Below are 15632 nucleotides of genomic sequence, written 5' to 3'. Positions count from 1 at the left end.
GTGTTTTGTAATGTTCGAAGATATGTATGTGGTGTTCTATTCAGAGGGAGAGCGTATAGAACTCTCATTTATTTTAGAAGTTGAAGGTAAACGATTTTATGAGTTCTATAAAAAACAATATAAAAATCCTAATTCTGATTTGTCGTATTACTTCCCTGAGTATCAAGAAACATATGAAGATTATTTAAAGAATTTCTTATTGCCATACCTTCAAGGATATAAGGAGCTTTACATTGGTTACGATTCTTGGAAAGAGGAAGGGATTTGGAATGCTAAAAATCATGATAATCAATTAAGAGGTATTTTGTTGCCACGTCTAAACTATGGCTTTTACAAGGGAGTTTTAGCCTATAGAAAGTGGAAAAACATAAGGTAGGCATAAGTGTAAAAAGAAGGTAAAACCCTATAAGGAGCAGTGCAATGGATAAATATAATGTGTATGGAAAAGGGAAACCTGTAAAAACAAAGTACGAATACAAAATTGGAGAAATCATCATGTTATATACTTCAAATGGTCATTATCCTGTAAAATGCATAAACAGAAAAGTGGTTGATGGTAAATTAATTCAATACTTCAATAAGGGAAGAACTGCCTCGGATTATTAGTGGATTCATATATGAAAAGAAAGGATAATTGAAAATGAAATACCATATAACACCTAAACAAGCGAAAGAAATTACTGAAGAGCAATTTTATTCTCTATTTAATGAGATTGTGCCAAGAAAAGATTGGGCGAATTATCACCATAAAAAAGTAACAATTGGGAAAATGATAGATTATTTGGATGAAGTAAATATTAGTACAAGTCTATTAACAAAGAAATTTATAATAAATGTAGATGACATAGAATATGAGGCAATGGAATTGACAGATGCTTTGTGGTTAGCTGTTAAAGATTGCATGTAGTTATATATAATATTCCATACATATTCTTCAGGAGGAACCTATCAAAGGTTCTTTTTTTTATTTAAATTGACTATAGTATATAAAAATATTATAATTTTATCATAAACAAATACGAAATCGTAAGTAAGGTGTGGAGTTTATGGAGAACGTTAACCTTAGAGAAGGCATATTTAAAACCTATATCTTGCCATTGTTATTCCTATCCTTGGTGGCATTACCGATTATCCCTCTTGAAATCTATATTTTTGATTCGTCAAACATTGAATTTGCAATTGTATCAGGATTATTTATGATGCTATTTGCTTCATTCTCATCTGAGTTACATGGAAAGGTAATGATGACATCCGCTTTATATATTTGTTACTTCTCTCATTCATGGACTGTGTATGGTCTTGTTGCTGTCGGTCTATTTTTCCTATTATTATCTGCGATTGTTATTGAGAAAGTATCCGAATGGAAAAAGAAAAAACAAAAAATAATGATGAAAGAAATGTACCCGATATATTCAAACATTTTAGATGAAAAGGAAAAATCTTTGCTATCTTCTTTATACGGGAAAAATGGTCATTATTATCATATCATTCAAACAGGCTATGTAACAGAAGAAGAGCTATCAGCGATTAATGCAAGGTTGAAACGTGAGATAAATAAGTAAATAGATATACGACACATACAAAGAGGGTGTTTTGATGATAGACCATATAAATGGTGAATTGAAATTACATAGCGGTTTGATACCGAAAGAAAAGGTTCATTCGTTTAAAGAAAAGTGTGAATTGGTAGCAAGTGCATTGTTTAAAGATAAAAAGGGCTTTGAGTATCAAATAAAATATTACGATTTAGATGGAGACGATTTTGGTACAGAAGAAAATCCATGTGTTATGGAAAAATGGATGGCCGAGATTACTTTTTATTCGGAAGAAGATTACCCTAATGCTATTGAAGAATTAATTAGTAAAAAGAATGTAGGTGAAAGTGATGAAGAGTTGGATTGATACGTATCCGCATAAAATACATGCAAGTGTCTTGTTGTTAGAAAATGAAATACACAATTGGAAAGTGGGAGAGAATTATTGGACAAGTCCTTTCTCTATGAAATGGTCGTATCCTTTTCCTGTAAATGTGGGTGAGTATATTGTGAAACATAATACATGGATAGTTGATACTCCAGAACAGCATAGTAAGGTGTTTCAAGAGCTCGCTCCTGAATGGATGAAACAGTGGGTTGTTGCAAAAGATTATGTTGGGGATAAGTCATATAAATAGATATAGATTAAATTGAGAGGATGATAGATTGTGAATATCCTTGGTACATTAAGAACCATTCAATTCAATAATGATTTATTGAATAAAGAGTTAACTCGTATGAAAGATGAAAATTATTATTTAAAAGTCGAAAATTTAGAGTTAAAAAGGCAACTTGCTAAAGAACGATTAGCAAAAAGGGGGGCATGTAAAAAATGATTTCTATTTGGGTTTGTCCTATTGCAATGGAGAAATATACGTACGGTGCAGAAGTAACAGGAACTTCTGTTATGACCAGGGAGAATAAAATAAATATGTTCGTGCCTGTGAGAGAAATTGTTGATACTGAATTAGAAGATGATTATTACTTGATTACTGTATCAGGTCAATAGAATGAAGAGGTGTTGATAACATGGAGAAATGTAGTAGTTGCCAACAAGAAAAAGAAATCGTTAGTTGTGATGCATATGGTCAGTATTGCAAGAAATGTGATGAGTTGAATTGGATTCAAGATAATTTTAAATAGGAATAAAAGGAGAATTAGAAATGAAATACGGAGATTTGTACAAGCATTATAAACAGAAAGAATATTGTTTTCGTTGTATTGCATTACCAGTAAGTGAATTTACAGGTGATTTTGTTGATTTAAGAGAGAATTTGGTTGCTCAAGATGCTCATACACCTGATGGAGAAGCAATTCGAGAAGTTCGTTTGTATTGTTACAAGGGAGTAGTTTTTATAGATAGAGAAAAGCCTCATGTCATTTATCAAGCAGAAGTCGATTATGGGACAGACAAAATTTGGGCACGAGAAGTAGATGAGTTTTTCGGTATGCAAAAATTACCCTCAGGAGAATTGGTAAAACGATTTGTAATGTTGGATAATAAATAGACAGATTGATATCTAACGTTCTGAGTTATGAAAATAACTTTGGATATACAGAAAGCGGTGTGCTAAATATGGAAATCGAATTAACTATAAAATGTACAAAATGCTCAAATAAAAGGACGATTCCTTTAAAAAGAATTGTAAATCATAATGATGGTAAAGTTTACGATGATTATTTATCTCTTGAAGATTCAATTAACAACGACGGAAACTTTAAAACAGATATGACGCATCCAGATGGGTTTGATGTCATTTGTGGTCAGTGTGGACATAGACATGAAGTGCTTATCTGAAGAAAAGATTTGTACATGTATTATTAGGAGGATTTTTCAATTTGGATGCTAATAGTAAAGACTTAATGACATGGAAGAATGATTTTATGAAAAGGTTTCGTAATCCGATATTATTCGTAAAAAGTGAAAATCTGTATTCAATTATTGCAAGGATAGAATCTGAGGAGAAACGTGGAAATCCTTTTTGTAGACTTAGCAAACAAAAGGATAGTAATGGAGAGTTTATTATTACAAGATGTAGAAAGAAAGTATATAGGGATAAATGGCGGTATATTGAAGGATATAAATCTTCAGGGACGGAATAGCTGTATGTTATTGAAAGGGTGTTGAAGATGAAAAAGGAAAAGATTGAAGAGGTATCTTTTAATAAAGAGGATGAACAGTTACAGATTATTAAAACGAATATAGATTATGCTAAAGAATGGTCCATTAAGCATTTAAAGGAAATATTGGGTTATACACCTGTGGTTCATGTGAATAGAAATATAAATTATCTAAACTTTGATATTGAGGAAGGTCTAATGACTAAGGATGAATTTGATGTTTATTGCAAATATTTCCGTCACGATAGAATTCAAGAGCATCAAATGGATTTCGAGAAATTACTTACATATGTTTTTGGTAAAGCTTTATATGTAGTTAAAATGATAGATTTTGAAACGTTATATATTATTAGGGATACAGAAAGAAAAGAGGATTATTTCCAGTAATACTCAGTCGTTATTATATATCTTTTGCTACTGCATATAATAAAATAATTGCGGTGTAATTTCTGCGGAGTACACCTAAGGGAGTTCCATGAGTGGGGCTCTCTTTTTATTTTACTCATAATACTTTACAAGAATGGATTCTATAATACAAAGAGTAAAAAAGAAAAATAGGGGTTTAATCAAATTCACTTAGGAGGAAAGTAATGATGAATCAGTTAAACGTGTATGACAAAGATGTTGTAGAGAGGTTAAATAAATGGATGGAAGAACGAGATAGTGTTATTCGATTTAGTGTAAATCCCAAGTCGAATATTATGGGCACAATCAATATTGAATTAAGAGAAGATGAATTTCTGCAAAAAGGCGAGGATTATAATCGTTTGGTATTATCAGATTCATTTTATACTGCATTAGAATCCCTTCTAAGAGTAGAATTTAGCTTAAATGATATTCGGTATAATAATTCACGTTCATGTTTTTGGGATTATGGCATGAGAGCTTATAAAGGATAGATAGAAAAGTAAGCGTAATGTTTATTAATATAAAATAAGAACACCCTAATATTAGGGTCATGAAAGCTGAGATAAATTTTCTCAGCTTTTCTTTTTTATTGAATTTCCTCTTTTTGAATGCCATATGATAAAACGAATATATAAAACAGGTATTTTACATTTGAAATGATTAAAGAGGAGTGTTTTCGTGATGACAGGTTATTATTTATATGAAGGTATGCAAATGGAGTTTAACGGTGAAAAGGTAGCGATTTGTGGTGATGCAGAAGCAGTAAATCCACGAGAAAAAAGAGGAAATTTAGGGAGAATAGTATGCTTTGATAAAAAGCATAGATTAGGTGATGAACATGTTTATGAAACCGAATTGGATTTCAAAAATGAAATAAACGATAAAAATGCAGTTATCTTACCCATCTATCTGCATAAATGTCGTACACTTGAGATAAGTGTTGTACAATATACAGAATTAGCAAGACATATCGGTTATATTTATGTAAGTAGAGAAATGATTCGTACAAGATATCAAGTGAATCGAGTATCAAAAGTGCTAAAACAGGAAATTGTTCAGGAATTAATGAAAGAAGTAAAACAATATGATTACTATCTAAAAGGTCAAGTATATGGATATCAAGTATTTAATCCATCAGGAGAAGTAATTGAAAGTCGATTTGGATTTTATGGCCCAAATCCGATTGCGAATGGATTAACAGAGTTCTTACCAGGATTTTTTATGAAATAAAAGTACAAGGAATCGAGATTATATTATAATAACTATAAGAGCTAATAAAGGAGAAATATGATGAATACTATTGAAATTGAGCAATTAAAAAACAATTTAGCTGTAAAAGTTGGGATTTTAGAAAATAAAATTAAACATGGAGAAATTAATGATGATACATCAGTTGAGTTAATCAATCTCTTCAAAGAATATGAAAAGCATGGTACAACTCTTGAAGAATTGAAACTCCTTTTTGAAGATGTTGAATTGGCATTAAGCTAAAAACTTTTAAGCACAGAGAATCATTCTTTGTGTTTTTTTATATCCACCAAAAGAACATACGTTTGATTTTGACGTGGATTTGTTTATAATATACATATAAGACTGTGGAGGGGATAAATGTATGTTGCAAATTTCTACTACTGATGAAGTACAAGGTTTGTATGTATTAGTGGATGAAATAATAAAGGTGTATACTCCCTTTATTAAAGGTCAAAAATTTAATGAAAAAAGAAAAGGGTTATCCATAAAACTAATAAATGAATTAAAGTTTATAGGATTTGAACATAGAAGAAACATTGGGAAATTAGCGGTATATGGATTAAAGTATATGGTCTCTGACACAAAGGAGATTCAAGAGATTATGATTTGGATAGGAGAAATGAATGGTGGCATGGGGGAATTAATTGTAAATCATTATAATCAAGGACAAATAGACACTACCTCGAACGTTATTTGAATTGAATTAAAATGCTCGCATGATAAAATATAGAGTGTAGAGATTAATCACTTCGATAAATTCTTTCATCATTATAAAAACCTACCAAAAGAAAAGAGCCCACCGACCTATTGGGGCTCTTTTTATTTTATGCATATATCTGCGGGATGACCAGACCATCTCTGTTTATTATGAATTTTCCACTCTGGGTCAATTTTTGCTGTTTCTTCATCTAAAACTTTATATATTTCATCAGAAGCCCTTGGGGTCGAATAAAGTTCATTTATAGTATCTATTACCCCTTGACCATATTTTTGAAGAAGAAGTCCTGCGAGATGTGGGGTTTCTGCACCTCTTGCAACACTTTTTGCTCTATCTTTAGCGTGTTGTCGGATTTGCTGAATCATTTTTTCTACGATAATTGAATTTCCCATTGTATGTTTCCACCTCTCTAAAAAATAAATTTAACAATAGTCAATGAAATTGTTAGTTGTGACGAATATGGTTAATATTGTAACAAATATGATTCATTGTGTAAATGTATAAAAATAGAGTTCAAATTGAAGATATAATCAATTGAACTCTATTTAGATTATTATGCTGTTTTCTTTTCTTCGTTTGAATCTGATTTACCTTTTCGTAAGTAGTGAATAATGAATGTTCCTACAAACGCTAAGATAATTATAGAGAAGAATACTGTATGATTAATTTCAATTCCAATTTGGTCAATGCTTAATAGCATTTTCAAACCAATGAATGCAATTAATACATATGCAGTTGTTTCTAATTCAGGAATTTTATCAATGATAGTAATAAACACTCCTGCGATACCACGCATCATCAGAATCCCTAAAACACCACCCATGAATAATACCCATACTTCGTTACTTACGGCAAATGAAGCTAAGATGCTATCTACAGAGAATGAGATATCCATTAACTCTACTGTTGCTACCGTTGCCCAGAATACACCAATATAACGAGCTAAGAAACCATCTTTTACATTTACTGCTTCATCCTCAGGATTATCGGCATCTTTTTTGTCGATATATCGTTCTTTAAAGAACTTAAACGATAACCAAAGTAAGTAAAGTGCTCCAAATACTTTTACAATCGTAAATTTGACTAAGTAAGTACCTAATCCAATTGCAATAAATCGGAAGATATAAGCTCCCCACAATCCGTACATTAAGGCCTTTTTACGTTGTTCTTCAGGTAAATGTCTTACCATAACGGCTAATACTAAAGCGTTATCCGCAGAAAGTAATCCTTCCAAAAGAACTAAACTACCAATTAAGCCCCAGGCTACAGGGTCACTTAATACTTCTTTCCACATATGTAAATCAAAGAAAGACGCATAAGTTGATAAGATATTTTGTAACATCAACAGTCACTCCTATTAAGTTTTCGTGTTTCGTATGAACATATCTTACAACTTTTATTAACTATAGTCAATATATAAATTTTAATGTATACTATACTTGATGAAACGAAAGTGATGAAGGAAGTGAAAAGAAGAATGAAACAAACATCGGAATTGTTAAATCGAGTATTAAAACATCCTATGTTAGAGGATAGAAAGATTCATTCTCAAACATTACATATGGAGATGAGTGAAGGGATTACTTTCAGTAAGGCTTCCATTCATAGAGATGAATTAATTGTTTTACCATGGAAGCCGTATACGAGTGAACAGAATCATATATATGGAGCATATATAGATGAATCAGAAGAATTAGATGAAATAGAAACGTATGCCAACATCATAATTCAGTCTTTTACAGAAGAAGGAAGTCATTTCGAATTTTTCATACAAGGATGGGATGATTATCTATTTTTATTAGTTATAGAGCATAAGGGATGTGAAGTGTAGTATGGAACATTTCAAAGTTATAGAAGTATTTGTATTTGCAATCGGATTATTTGTAATCCCTATTATACTCACAACTTTTCTTTATTTTATTAAAAAGGAACATTTTAGATGTAGTTGGCGTCCAGGTCCAGATTATATTTCTCTGATTTACATATGGAGCCTTATGATTGTTAGTCTGGGTGCGATTATTGTTTTAGGAACGATGGGTTACTCATTGATAACGGGAAAAGAATTATTTCAAGAGAGAATGAACCTTGTAGAGAAGACGAAGCGAGAAGTCATTGCAAACGTATTAAACGTTCAGAAAGACAAACTACAGATGGATGACAATGAGGAAGGTACGCTAAAAGGAATAAAAATGTATCGAGTAAAAGTAAATAACGAAACATTGTCAGTGTTTCTAAAGTATGAAGATTACTTAAAGTATAAAGTCGTCAGGATTGATAAAATTCTAACTGAAAGTAATGATTCGTAAAAACAAAATAAAAAGATGAAGGGATTTACAACGAATGAAAACAATAAATGAGAAAAAAATAATGTTGAAACGTAAAATGCAGGAGTATTTTAGAACAAAAGATAAGGAGAGTTTGCAAGAATTCCTTCAAGAGCATGATTATAGCAAGGTAGATAGAATGGCTATTTTTGAGGAGGTATCGAGAGAATACAGAAAAGTTACTGCTTATAGAATCATTCTGTTACCTATGAAGGATGTAACCGATAAGAAAACTCGTGAACAGTTAAATGAGTATATGAATGATTGGCTAAAATCAGAAGGGTTAACAAAAGAAGAAATGGATGAAATGCTGAAACAATATCCCAACGTATTAGAAGAGGAGTGATGACATATGAGTTTGACAGACGAACGATTTCAAAAAGCGAAAGAAGCGGTAAAAGATTTTTTCAATACAAGCAATCAAGATAAATTAAAAGAATTTTTTATGGAAAATACATATTCGCTTGAAGAAATGCAACAAGTGGTACAGGAGGTTCAAAAGGAGCAAGGTAGGGCTTTTTCTTATCAAATGCTTGATGAGTTAATGCAAGAGGCTACAGATGAGTCCGAGATTGCATTTTTTAAAGAGGCTAAAAGTAAGTTTCTGGTAAACCATGAGACGACAGAAGAAGAGATATTAATGTTGTCGAAGAAATATCCCAGAGAACCTACTGATTTATCAAATGTAACAATTATCAACAAAGCAACTCCAAAAAAAGAAAATAAGTTTAAAAAAATAATGACTTCAATTGGTATTTCTGTCTTGGTTATTATAGGATTTCTATGTACTATGTTTTGGCTCTATAATTTATCAAAAAATGAAATTAAGACTGCCCAAAAAAATGCGGATATTCGGCAGGACTTGGTTTCAAAGGAGCTTGGAATCTCTGTAGATGATTTTATGATGAATAAATCCACTCAACAAACAGGATTCATCGTAAAAACAAAGGATAATATCTATTTCGCTGATTTTAAACAAGAGAATACAGAAGACGCACCAGAGCTAATGGATTTGCGTCCTATAACGATGAGAGAAGTAGGGTATTTACAGGCTAAGGCTAACTAAACAGTTTTCATGAAGTTCTCAGATAGCATGAGAGCTTTTTTGTATACAAAAAAGTGATAGAGCAAGGTCGAACACCTAAAGCATTCTTATATAAGAGCTATATATCTAAAATTAAATATAGTCTGTTAGATAAGGGTGTGATAGTATGAAGAAAATCTTTGTTTTGTTAATTCCAATCGTGCTATTGGCAGGATGTATGACTCCACAACCGCCAAAAAAAGCAGAACATAAAGACATTTTTGCAGAGTTAAATAAGAAACCCGATTTTAAAAAAGATTCAAGAATGCAGATTTTAGAACAGAATGATGTTCCATTTGAAGAGAAAAGCAATTTGTCTGAAATAACAATTTTGCAGGATAAAAAAACATACTGTAAATATGTTTATACCTATACAAAATCATCAGGTTCAGCAGGGGTGACAATGAATCCTCTATATAAATCAGATGGAACCATTGATTGCGATAAGTAGTTTTATTCATAATCTGATAGGTAGTTTCATACTGATTTAAAAGACTTTAGTAAATTATTTTTTACAAAAGTCTTTTTTTGTTATATAATATAGTTAAATAAATTGTACTTGCTTAGGAAATTAGTGGAGGTTATTTTATGACGAATACAGATTTACGGGTAATAATAAGAAATAAGAATGGTGATAAAGAAATAGATGTTAATGAAATTCTTGTCGTATATACAGTTGCAAGTATAGCAGTGCATAAGGAATTAGAGGAAGAGTTAGCATCTTTATATAAAGAAAATCAACAGGATTGCATGATTGCATACAAAAACAGTCGCTTTTATGAAAATCCTTTATTTTCAACATATACAGCAATAGAAGAGAAAAAGATGAGAGAAGCTTTAGCTCTATATGCTTGGTATGAAGAGATGGGTGAGGGGGATGCCTTTTTACGAAAGTTCATTAAGAAAGGATATAAGAGACTTAGTGATTATGTAGAAAGAAACCCAACCTTTAATATCAATCATTTTGTAGACTTTTACAGAGGAAGAAGTGATTCCTATTTATCTGAGTCTAAATTGTTATTAGTCATTTCTTGTGTAATGTACTTATATGAGAAGAAACAAATAAATTGGCGTAGTATTGAGATTCAAGAACACTTCAGGAATGTTGTTGTAAATATCAATTCTATAGCCGTAACTGATAAAGAAATGTTAGAAGGTAGAGCAAAAAACCAGATTCCTGCATTATCCAAGTTTCAAGAAGTGACAGGCTGTAAATTTGGAAAAATTGAAAATATAGATGATATGATAGTGAAAATGGAGGATAAATTACTTAAAGAATTAAATAAAGAAAAACCAATAAAAAGAATGGCACCAAATGAACTGTTTAATGAATTGTATAAGAGAGGTATGTATAAATACATTAAACCTTTAAGTGGTGTATTGCGTTTGCAAAATTTAAATGATATGAATTTTTATGCTACAACTGAAATTACAAGAGAAGAATACATTGATATTTATCAAATGTTTTCCGCTTCAAAAGACAGGGGACGTTTGACCGATGAAGATTTTACTTTTTATTTAAGTGCATCGTTATTAATTTGTATGATGGCGAAACAATATAAAGAGCTAAGAGATGAATATCTAAATAAAGATGATTCTGCTTTGTATCAAGCCATTGAAAAAGAAAAGCTTGCGAATGAAAAAGTAATCGAATTAACAAAAAAAGAAAAAGAATTTGAATCAAGAGAAAAAGAACTGAATGACAAAATCTCTGAACAAGAGGCGTATATTAAAGAATTAGAACGTAAATTAAAAGAAAAAGAAGAAACAGTAAAAGAAGATGAAATGCTTCGTAAAGAAGTAATTTCATTAAGAGAGTATGTATTTAAGGAGCAAGAACAAATAGAGCAAGAAGATATGGTAGAAGAAAATTATTCTGCTCAATTAGAAAATGTAAAAATTGCAATTGTCGGTGGCCATCAGAATTGGCATCAACGAATCAAGCAAGTTTATCCTGGTATTCGAACGATTCTACCTGATGAAAAAGGAATAGATTTATCATTCTTAAACAACATGGATATTGTGTGTTTTGAGACATCTCATTCAAATCATGCCATTTATAGAAAAGCACTAAGTAATGTTAAAGATAAGGACGTTCATATCCACTATTTCAATGGTCAACGTAATATCAATGCTTTAGGGTTAGAATTAAGTAAACTGGTGTAATAAGAAAAAAAGCAGTGATTAAGTTCACTGCTTTTTTTATGCTTGTGTCTGCACTTCATAATTCCAACCTATTAAGACTTGAATCTTATATCCATCTTCAATTTTATGAATAAATTGAGGATGTTTCTTTAGGTATTGAAGTAAGTCATCTTCTTGCTTTTCGACGTCAGATGTAGGATTTCCTGACCATTCTAAGGCTTCTAAAAAAGCATCATTTAAAGACACTTTTCTCGCTACTGTATCCAGTTCGTGTTTAATTAATACCATCATCATGTATAATTCCTCCTAAAGTTCATTTCTTGTGAAATGCCAATTTATAAAATCTATATATTATATATATTTTATCTAATATTATTCAAAATGTTATGATGATAACTAAAGGATGAGCAAAGGGGAAATGCGAATGCCGAACTTACATTGGGAAAAATTAGAGAAATTACAAATAGGGAGATATGGCGAATATTTTGCAAAAATGGAGTTTGCATCATATGGACTACAGGTATACTCTCCAGAAATTGATGACCACGGAATAGATTTTATTGTAAAAGATAAAAAAGGTAATTTTAAAGAAATTCAGGTAAAATCAATAAGGGGTATGCGCTATGTCTACATGGAGAAAACCAAATTTGATATAACAAATAAACATTTATATCTTGCATTATTGGTTTTTGAACATGGGCGATTTCCAGATGTTTTTCTAATACCCGCAGAAGCATGGTCTGAACCTAATGGTGTTTTTGTTGATAGAGGATATACTAAGCCTGGGCAAACATCAAAACCAGAGTATGGTGTAAATATTTCTCGGAAAAATTATTCAATCCTTGAAATCTTTTCAATGGAAAATTCAGTTCAAGAATTTTTATAATAAGATATTTATTACTAAGAGGTAGATACGTTTATTGTATCTATCTTTTGTTTATGAAAAATAGATGTGATGAAGTGAGAATTTTGCTATAATACAATGGTTTATTAGGTTTATAATTAATGATTTAAATAAATGTAGGGGTTTAAAATGACAGAGGCAATGAGTATTCAATTAGAGAAAGGAACTGCGGTTCCAAATATAGAATTTATTCGAAAGAAATTCAATGAGAATGGTTTAATTTTGCTTACAAATCACTATATTGACCGTAAAAGCCCATTAAAATTCATTTGTTCCAAACATGGAACATTGGAAACAACCTGGAGTAAGTTTATTAGAAATATGGGTTGTCATGAATGTAAGGGAAAGACTGTTAGATGGGAAGATGTAGAAAAAGAGTTTCGCAATAGAGGATATCAACTGAAAACTAAAATATACATAAATAATAAACAAGAATTAGCTTTTGATTGTCCAGTACATAAAGAACAAGTTACAACATGGGCGAATTTTAGAAGGTCTAAGATAGGTTGTAAGGATTGTTTGAAGGAAAGAACAAACAAGAACATGGGCATTAAACGTACAAAGCTCAATGAGAAGGATAAGCATATCGTAGGGAAACGATTTTCTCGTTTATTGGTTATAAAAATTCATTCGATGGAAAAGAAAAAACCAACAAAATTCTTATGCAGATGCACTTGTGGTAAAGAAGTAATTACGACTCGATTTAAACTTGAATCTGAAAACACTCGGAGCTGTGGATGTATAAGGAAAGAAAGCAAAAAAGAGCGTATTACATTAAATGGCGAATCTTTAACAATGAAAGAATGGGCACAATACTTCAAATTAAGTCAAAAAAAATTAAAGCAATTATTATCACAAGGTTATGATTATGAAGAATTAAGAACTACCTGTAATGGATTATATAAAAACCAAACAGATAAGGAAAAAGTGATATTACATATTAAAGACAAATTAAAAGAGTTCAATAATGCATTTGAGTGTACTAATATAGCAAAACAAAATTGTCTGATTTTAAACGAACAAAAGGTTCTTATTAAATATGCAATTGGAAATAGCAATAACAAAGGATGTTTTAACTTAACGCAAACCCCCAGGAGAAATGGGGAGTTATATAATAATGAAATTGTATTAGCCAATGGACGAATACGAAAGCAGTATCATATGTCTTATTCGCATATCATATTTGTTGTAGACAATAAAGGAAGGTATGACTGTTGGATAATTCCAACGCATCGAATAAGTGATGAGTTACAATCTATTTCTTTCTCTCCTTACAGAAATGGGAAATATGATAGTTATAGAGAAAACTGGAATATAATTTAAGAATTAAATTTATATATATTGTATATACCATCTATAATATATAAACAATATATAAATAAGGTATTTTTAAAAATTATTTCAAAGGAGAATTTATATGACTTTATATGGTTTAATCGAATTATCAAATGCAGGACAATTAAGAAGAAATCTGGGGGATAATTGGGAATATGAGCCTACTAAAAATGGGTTCAAAATTACTTATAAAGATAATTTGGGTGGTATTTCTGTTAAAATATTTGAAGGAACAGAAGAAGAAGAATACGACAAACCTATATATGTCTATCGTATCATTAATGGTTCAGAAGAAATGATATTTAATGGTTTTGAACAAAGAGCGAGAACAACACTATTAGAGAATATTCATTGGGGTGTAAGTCAGCGTATGAAGTATATTTTTGGATTTTAATAGGGTAAGAAGGTAGACCGTTTAGTTATTATACTAAATGGTCTTTTTTATTGTGATGAAAGAGAGGATGACAAATAATTCTAATTTTTATTGACTATAGTTTATGAAAGATGTAGAATCAATCTTATAATTCATGGTGAGGATGATTCAACTTGTATAGAAGGATTACAATAGAGGAAATCAGAGATAAATTTGAAGCGTCTGGGTACGAATTGTTAACAAATGTATACAGAAATTATAGACAACCGCTTCAATTCAGATGTAAGTTGCACGGAGTTAAAAAGGTGGAATGGGGAAATTTTAGACGTGTAGATGTTGGTTGTTCTAAATGCAGGAGTCAATTTAGAAAGAAAAAAGGTAAAGGTTCTTCAAAAAACTCGAAACCAATTCTTATTATTGATGAAATAAAAGCAAAGGTTGAAGAGTGGGGATATAAACTGCTAACAGAAATATATATTGATAGCACTCAGTTTATAGAATTTGAATGTAAAACACATGGAAAGAAAAAAGCAAAATGGTCAAATCTTAGACGATTACAAATTGGATGTCCAGAATGTAGTAAACAGCGTAGAAAAGAAAAAGGAAAGAAATATACGAAAGTAGCTTTAAACGAGAAGGAAAAAAAGTTTGTGGGGAAAAGATATACTCGCTTAGAAGTAGTTGGATTTCACTCCGTTTATAAAGATGGCAAAACATTGTTTAAGTGTAAATGCGATTGCGGAAATATAACATTTGCAAGTAGAAATCAGTTGATTAGGAAGATTAAACAAAGTTGTGGTTGTTTAAAGAAGCGTCCACGAAAATTTTTGAAGCTAAATGGAGAGAGTAAGTCAATAAAGGAATGGTCTACTTATTTTGGTCTTTCATCATCAACACTGCAAGAATATCTAAAAATGGGTCATACATATGAAGACTTACTTTATAAAAAGTTAAATAAGTATGCTTTATCAAACAAATTACAAAAAAAAGAAATGAATTATGTTCTGCATAAGTTAAAAGATATGTATCCGAATGTGAAACAAGTGAAGCACAGAAGGCATGACATAGAAGTTTGTGGTAAACGAATTTTAATTAAGTATGCAAATGCAAACGATAAAGGAAGAGCACGTTTTTCCTATGTCCAAAGAAAAAGAAAAAACAATGAAATCTATGCAAATGAAACCGTATTGAAGAACGGGAAGATAAAAGATATCAATGAACAAAACTGTGATTATGTGTTGTTTCTTGTGTCGAATGGAGCTGAGTATAACACTTGGATTATTCCTATTGAAGATATTAGAGAAGATGCACAAGGCATTTCATTGGCAACAGGAAGAAGAAGTAAGTTTAGTATATATGAAGAAGCTTGGGATTCTATTTTTGTAGATGAATTCGAGCAAATAGAATTGACTAAAACCGCCTAATATTATAGGT

General features: G+C 30.9%; 29 protein-coding genes. 26 read left to right on the top strand and 3 right to left on the bottom strand.

The genetic code is table 11. The annotated features are described in order from the left end of the window. Positions 1–10: 10 nt before the first annotated feature. From V7S50_RS11325 to V7S50_RS11250, 16 genes are all read left to right on the top strand, one after another. Positions 11–376, top strand: coding sequence for a hypothetical protein (locus tag V7S50_RS11325; protein ID WP_336376382.1), 366 nt, complete (start codon positions 11–13; stop codon positions 374–376). Between the two features lie 44 nt (positions 377–420). Then, on the top strand, positions 421–606 hold the full coding sequence (locus tag V7S50_RS11320; RefSeq protein WP_336376383.1) for a hypothetical protein: 186 nt from the start codon (positions 421–423) through the stop codon (positions 604–606). A 34-nt stretch (positions 607–640) separates the two neighbouring features. Continuing rightward, positions 641–907, top strand: a complete 267-nt coding sequence (locus V7S50_RS11315; protein WP_086878034.1) for a hypothetical protein — start codon at positions 641–643, stop codon at positions 905–907. 139 nt (positions 908–1046) lie between these two features. After that, on the top strand, positions 1047–1562 hold the full coding sequence (locus tag V7S50_RS11310) for a hypothetical protein (protein ID WP_336376384.1): 516 nt from the start codon (positions 1047–1049) through the stop codon (positions 1560–1562). A 34-nt stretch (positions 1563–1596) separates the two neighbouring features. Further along, positions 1597–1902 (top strand): hypothetical protein, encoded by a 306-nt coding sequence (locus V7S50_RS11305; protein ID WP_336376385.1) that lies wholly within the window; start codon positions 1597–1599, stop codon positions 1900–1902. Next, positions 1886–2173, top strand: a complete 288-nt coding sequence (locus V7S50_RS11300; RefSeq protein ID WP_336376386.1) for a hypothetical protein — start codon at positions 1886–1888, stop codon at positions 2171–2173. Before V7S50_RS11305 ends, V7S50_RS11300 begins: the two co-directional genes overlap by 17 nt. A gap of 30 nt (positions 2174–2203) precedes the next feature. Beyond that, positions 2204–2371 carry a hypothetical protein gene (locus tag V7S50_RS11295; protein WP_336376387.1) on the top strand — a complete coding sequence of 56 codons (168 nt, stop codon included), beginning with the start codon at positions 2204–2206 and terminating at the stop codon, positions 2369–2371. Beyond that, positions 2368–2544, top strand: coding sequence for a hypothetical protein (locus V7S50_RS11290; protein ID WP_336376388.1), 177 nt, complete (start codon positions 2368–2370; stop codon positions 2542–2544). Before V7S50_RS11295 ends, V7S50_RS11290 begins: the two co-directional genes overlap by 4 nt. Before the next feature lie 154 nt (positions 2545–2698). Further along, positions 2699–3043, top strand: a complete 345-nt coding sequence (locus tag V7S50_RS11285) for a hypothetical protein (protein ID WP_141528553.1) — start codon at positions 2699–2701, stop codon at positions 3041–3043. Positions 3044–3048: 5 nt separating this feature from the next. Further along, entirely contained in the window at positions 3049–3333 is a 285-nt protein-coding gene (locus V7S50_RS11280) for a hypothetical protein (RefSeq protein ID WP_336376389.1), read from the top strand. Positions 3334–3374: 41 nt separating this feature from the next. Beyond that, a complete protein-coding gene (locus V7S50_RS11275) occupies positions 3375–3638 on the top strand; it encodes a hypothetical protein (RefSeq protein ID WP_336376390.1) in 264 nt (87 codons plus the stop codon). A gap of 27 nt (positions 3639–3665) precedes the next feature. Then, positions 3666–4043, top strand: coding sequence for a hypothetical protein (locus V7S50_RS11270; RefSeq protein WP_336376391.1), 378 nt, complete (start codon positions 3666–3668; stop codon positions 4041–4043). 203 nt (positions 4044–4246) lie between these two features. Next, on the top strand, positions 4247–4555 hold the full coding sequence (locus V7S50_RS11265) for a hypothetical protein (protein ID WP_336584255.1): 309 nt from the start codon (positions 4247–4249) through the stop codon (positions 4553–4555). 190 nt (positions 4556–4745) lie between these two features. Next, positions 4746–5294, top strand: a complete 549-nt coding sequence (locus tag V7S50_RS11260; RefSeq protein WP_336376393.1) for a hypothetical protein — start codon at positions 4746–4748, stop codon at positions 5292–5294. A gap of 60 nt (positions 5295–5354) precedes the next feature. Next, the gene (locus V7S50_RS11255; RefSeq protein WP_336376394.1) at positions 5355–5555 is read left to right on the top strand and encodes a hypothetical protein; all 201 of its coding nucleotides are present in this window, start codon (positions 5355–5357) and stop codon (positions 5553–5555) included. A gap of 121 nt (positions 5556–5676) precedes the next feature. Continuing rightward, the gene (locus V7S50_RS11250; protein WP_098297455.1) at positions 5677–6012 is read left to right on the top strand and encodes a hypothetical protein; all 336 of its coding nucleotides are present in this window, start codon (positions 5677–5679) and stop codon (positions 6010–6012) included. Positions 6013–6134: 122 nt separating this feature from the next. Here the strand turns inward: V7S50_RS11250 and V7S50_RS11245 are convergent, their stop codons facing one another. Then, complete coding sequence (locus tag V7S50_RS11245; RefSeq protein ID WP_336376395.1) at positions 6135–6425, bottom strand: hypothetical protein; 291 nt, start codon at positions 6423–6425, stop codon at positions 6135–6137. 161 nt (positions 6426–6586) lie between these two features. Then, on the bottom strand, positions 6587–7381 hold the full coding sequence (locus tag V7S50_RS11240) for a TerC family protein (protein ID WP_142288463.1): 795 nt from the start codon (positions 7379–7381) through the stop codon (positions 6587–6589). 129 nt (positions 7382–7510) lie between these two features. Here V7S50_RS11240 and V7S50_RS11235 point away from each other — a divergent pair, with 129 nt between their 5' ends. From V7S50_RS11235 to V7S50_RS11210, 6 genes are all read left to right on the top strand, one after another. After that, complete coding sequence (locus V7S50_RS11235) at positions 7511–7864, top strand: hypothetical protein (RefSeq protein ID WP_242306353.1); 354 nt, start codon at positions 7511–7513, stop codon at positions 7862–7864. Between the two features lies 1 nt (position 7865). Beyond that, positions 7866–8339: a hypothetical protein gene (locus V7S50_RS11230; protein WP_336376397.1), complete on the top strand. Its 474-nt coding sequence runs from the start codon at positions 7866–7868 to the stop codon at positions 8337–8339. Between the two features lie 34 nt (positions 8340–8373). Further along, a complete protein-coding gene (locus V7S50_RS11225; RefSeq protein ID WP_336376398.1) occupies positions 8374–8703 on the top strand; it encodes a hypothetical protein in 330 nt (109 codons plus the stop codon). A gap of 6 nt (positions 8704–8709) precedes the next feature. After that, entirely contained in the window at positions 8710–9423 is a 714-nt protein-coding gene (locus tag V7S50_RS11220; protein ID WP_336376399.1) for a hypothetical protein, read from the top strand. A gap of 145 nt (positions 9424–9568) precedes the next feature. Beyond that, entirely contained in the window at positions 9569–9892 is a 324-nt protein-coding gene (locus V7S50_RS11215) for a hypothetical protein (RefSeq protein WP_242306349.1), read from the top strand. Between the two features lie 137 nt (positions 9893–10029). Then, the gene (locus V7S50_RS11210; protein WP_336376400.1) at positions 10030–11607 is read left to right on the top strand and encodes a hypothetical protein; all 1578 of its coding nucleotides are present in this window, start codon (positions 10030–10032) and stop codon (positions 11605–11607) included. Between the two features lie 36 nt (positions 11608–11643). Here the strand turns inward: V7S50_RS11210 and V7S50_RS11205 are convergent, their stop codons facing one another. Next, a complete protein-coding gene (locus tag V7S50_RS11205) occupies positions 11644–11880 on the bottom strand; it encodes a hypothetical protein (RefSeq protein ID WP_098368739.1) in 237 nt (78 codons plus the stop codon). Between the two features lie 130 nt (positions 11881–12010). Here V7S50_RS11205 and V7S50_RS11200 point away from each other — a divergent pair, with 130 nt between their 5' ends. The 4 genes from V7S50_RS11200 (at position 12011) to V7S50_RS11185 (ending at position 15622) form a co-directional block, all read left to right on the top strand. Beyond that, a complete protein-coding gene (locus V7S50_RS11200; RefSeq protein WP_336376401.1) occupies positions 12011–12472 on the top strand; it encodes a DUF4365 domain-containing protein in 462 nt (153 codons plus the stop codon). A gap of 147 nt (positions 12473–12619) precedes the next feature. Further along, on the top strand, positions 12620–13813 hold the full coding sequence (locus V7S50_RS11195; RefSeq protein WP_336376402.1) for a hypothetical protein: 1194 nt from the start codon (positions 12620–12622) through the stop codon (positions 13811–13813). Between the two features lie 94 nt (positions 13814–13907). After that, positions 13908–14219, top strand: a complete 312-nt coding sequence (locus V7S50_RS11190; RefSeq protein WP_336376403.1) for a hypothetical protein — start codon at positions 13908–13910, stop codon at positions 14217–14219. A gap of 284 nt (positions 14220–14503) precedes the next feature. Beyond that, positions 14504–15622, top strand: a complete 1119-nt coding sequence (locus V7S50_RS11185) for a hypothetical protein (RefSeq protein ID WP_336376404.1) — start codon at positions 14504–14506, stop codon at positions 15620–15622. The last annotated feature ends 10 nt before the right edge of the window (positions 15623–15632 follow it).

It is taken from the genome of Bacillus sp. CCNWLW194 (assembly GCF_037120585.1).
Classification (GTDB): Bacteria; Bacillota; Bacilli; order Bacillales; family Bacillaceae_G; genus Bacillus_A; species Bacillus_A basilensis.
Note: the sequence above shows the minus strand (reverse complement) of the source record. Positions and strands in the feature narration are given on the sequence as shown.

Bases quoted from the DNA above. Each gene is read 5' to 3' on its own strand.
- V7S50_RS11325 (WP_336376382.1), top strand. From the start codon at position 11: ATGTTCGAAGATATGTATGTGGTGTTCTATTCAGAGGGAGAGCGTATA.
- V7S50_RS11320 (WP_336376383.1), top strand. From the start codon at position 421: ATGGATAAATATAATGTGTATGGAAAAGGGAAACCTGTAAAAACAAAG.
- V7S50_RS11315 (WP_086878034.1), top strand. From the start codon at position 641: ATGAAATACCATATAACACCTAAACAAGCGAAAGAAATTACTGAAGAG.
- V7S50_RS11310 (WP_336376384.1), top strand. From the start codon at position 1,047: ATGGAGAACGTTAACCTTAGAGAAGGCATATTTAAAACCTATATCTTG.
- V7S50_RS11305 (WP_336376385.1), top strand. From the start codon at position 1,597: ATGATAGACCATATAAATGGTGAATTGAAATTACATAGCGGTTTGATA.
- V7S50_RS11300 (WP_336376386.1), top strand. From the start codon at position 1,886: ATGAAGAGTTGGATTGATACGTATCCGCATAAAATACATGCAAGTGTC.
- V7S50_RS11290 (WP_336376388.1), top strand. From the start codon at position 2,368: ATGATTTCTATTTGGGTTTGTCCTATTGCAATGGAGAAATATACGTAC.
- V7S50_RS11285 (WP_141528553.1), top strand. From the start codon at position 2,699: ATGAAATACGGAGATTTGTACAAGCATTATAAACAGAAAGAATATTGT.
- V7S50_RS11270 (WP_336376391.1), top strand. From the start codon at position 3,666: ATGAAAAAGGAAAAGATTGAAGAGGTATCTTTTAATAAAGAGGATGAA.
- V7S50_RS11265 (WP_336584255.1), top strand. From the start codon at position 4,247: ATGATGAATCAGTTAAACGTGTATGACAAAGATGTTGTAGAGAGGTTA.
- V7S50_RS11260 (WP_336376393.1), top strand. From the start codon at position 4,746: ATGACAGGTTATTATTTATATGAAGGTATGCAAATGGAGTTTAACGGT.
- V7S50_RS11255 (WP_336376394.1), top strand. From the start codon at position 5,355: ATGAATACTATTGAAATTGAGCAATTAAAAAACAATTTAGCTGTAAAA.
- V7S50_RS11250 (WP_098297455.1), top strand. From the start codon at position 5,677: ATGTTGCAAATTTCTACTACTGATGAAGTACAAGGTTTGTATGTATTA.
- V7S50_RS11245 (WP_336376395.1), bottom strand. From the start codon at position 6,425: ATGGGAAATTCAATTATCGTAGAAAAAATGATTCAGCAAATCCGACAA.
- V7S50_RS11235 (WP_242306353.1), top strand. From the start codon at position 7,511: ATGAAACAAACATCGGAATTGTTAAATCGAGTATTAAAACATCCTATG.
- V7S50_RS11230 (WP_336376397.1), top strand. From the start codon at position 7,866: ATGGAACATTTCAAAGTTATAGAAGTATTTGTATTTGCAATCGGATTA.
- V7S50_RS11225 (WP_336376398.1), top strand. From the start codon at position 8,374: ATGAAAACAATAAATGAGAAAAAAATAATGTTGAAACGTAAAATGCAG.
- V7S50_RS11220 (WP_336376399.1), top strand. From the start codon at position 8,710: ATGAGTTTGACAGACGAACGATTTCAAAAAGCGAAAGAAGCGGTAAAA.
- V7S50_RS11215 (WP_242306349.1), top strand. From the start codon at position 9,569: ATGAAGAAAATCTTTGTTTTGTTAATTCCAATCGTGCTATTGGCAGGA.
- V7S50_RS11210 (WP_336376400.1), top strand. From the start codon at position 10,030: ATGACGAATACAGATTTACGGGTAATAATAAGAAATAAGAATGGTGAT.
- V7S50_RS11205 (WP_098368739.1), bottom strand. From the start codon at position 11,880: ATGATGATGGTATTAATTAAACACGAACTGGATACAGTAGCGAGAAAA.
- V7S50_RS11200 (WP_336376401.1), top strand. From the start codon at position 12,011: ATGCCGAACTTACATTGGGAAAAATTAGAGAAATTACAAATAGGGAGA.
- V7S50_RS11195 (WP_336376402.1), top strand. From the start codon at position 12,620: ATGACAGAGGCAATGAGTATTCAATTAGAGAAAGGAACTGCGGTTCCA.
- V7S50_RS11190 (WP_336376403.1), top strand. From the start codon at position 13,908: ATGACTTTATATGGTTTAATCGAATTATCAAATGCAGGACAATTAAGA.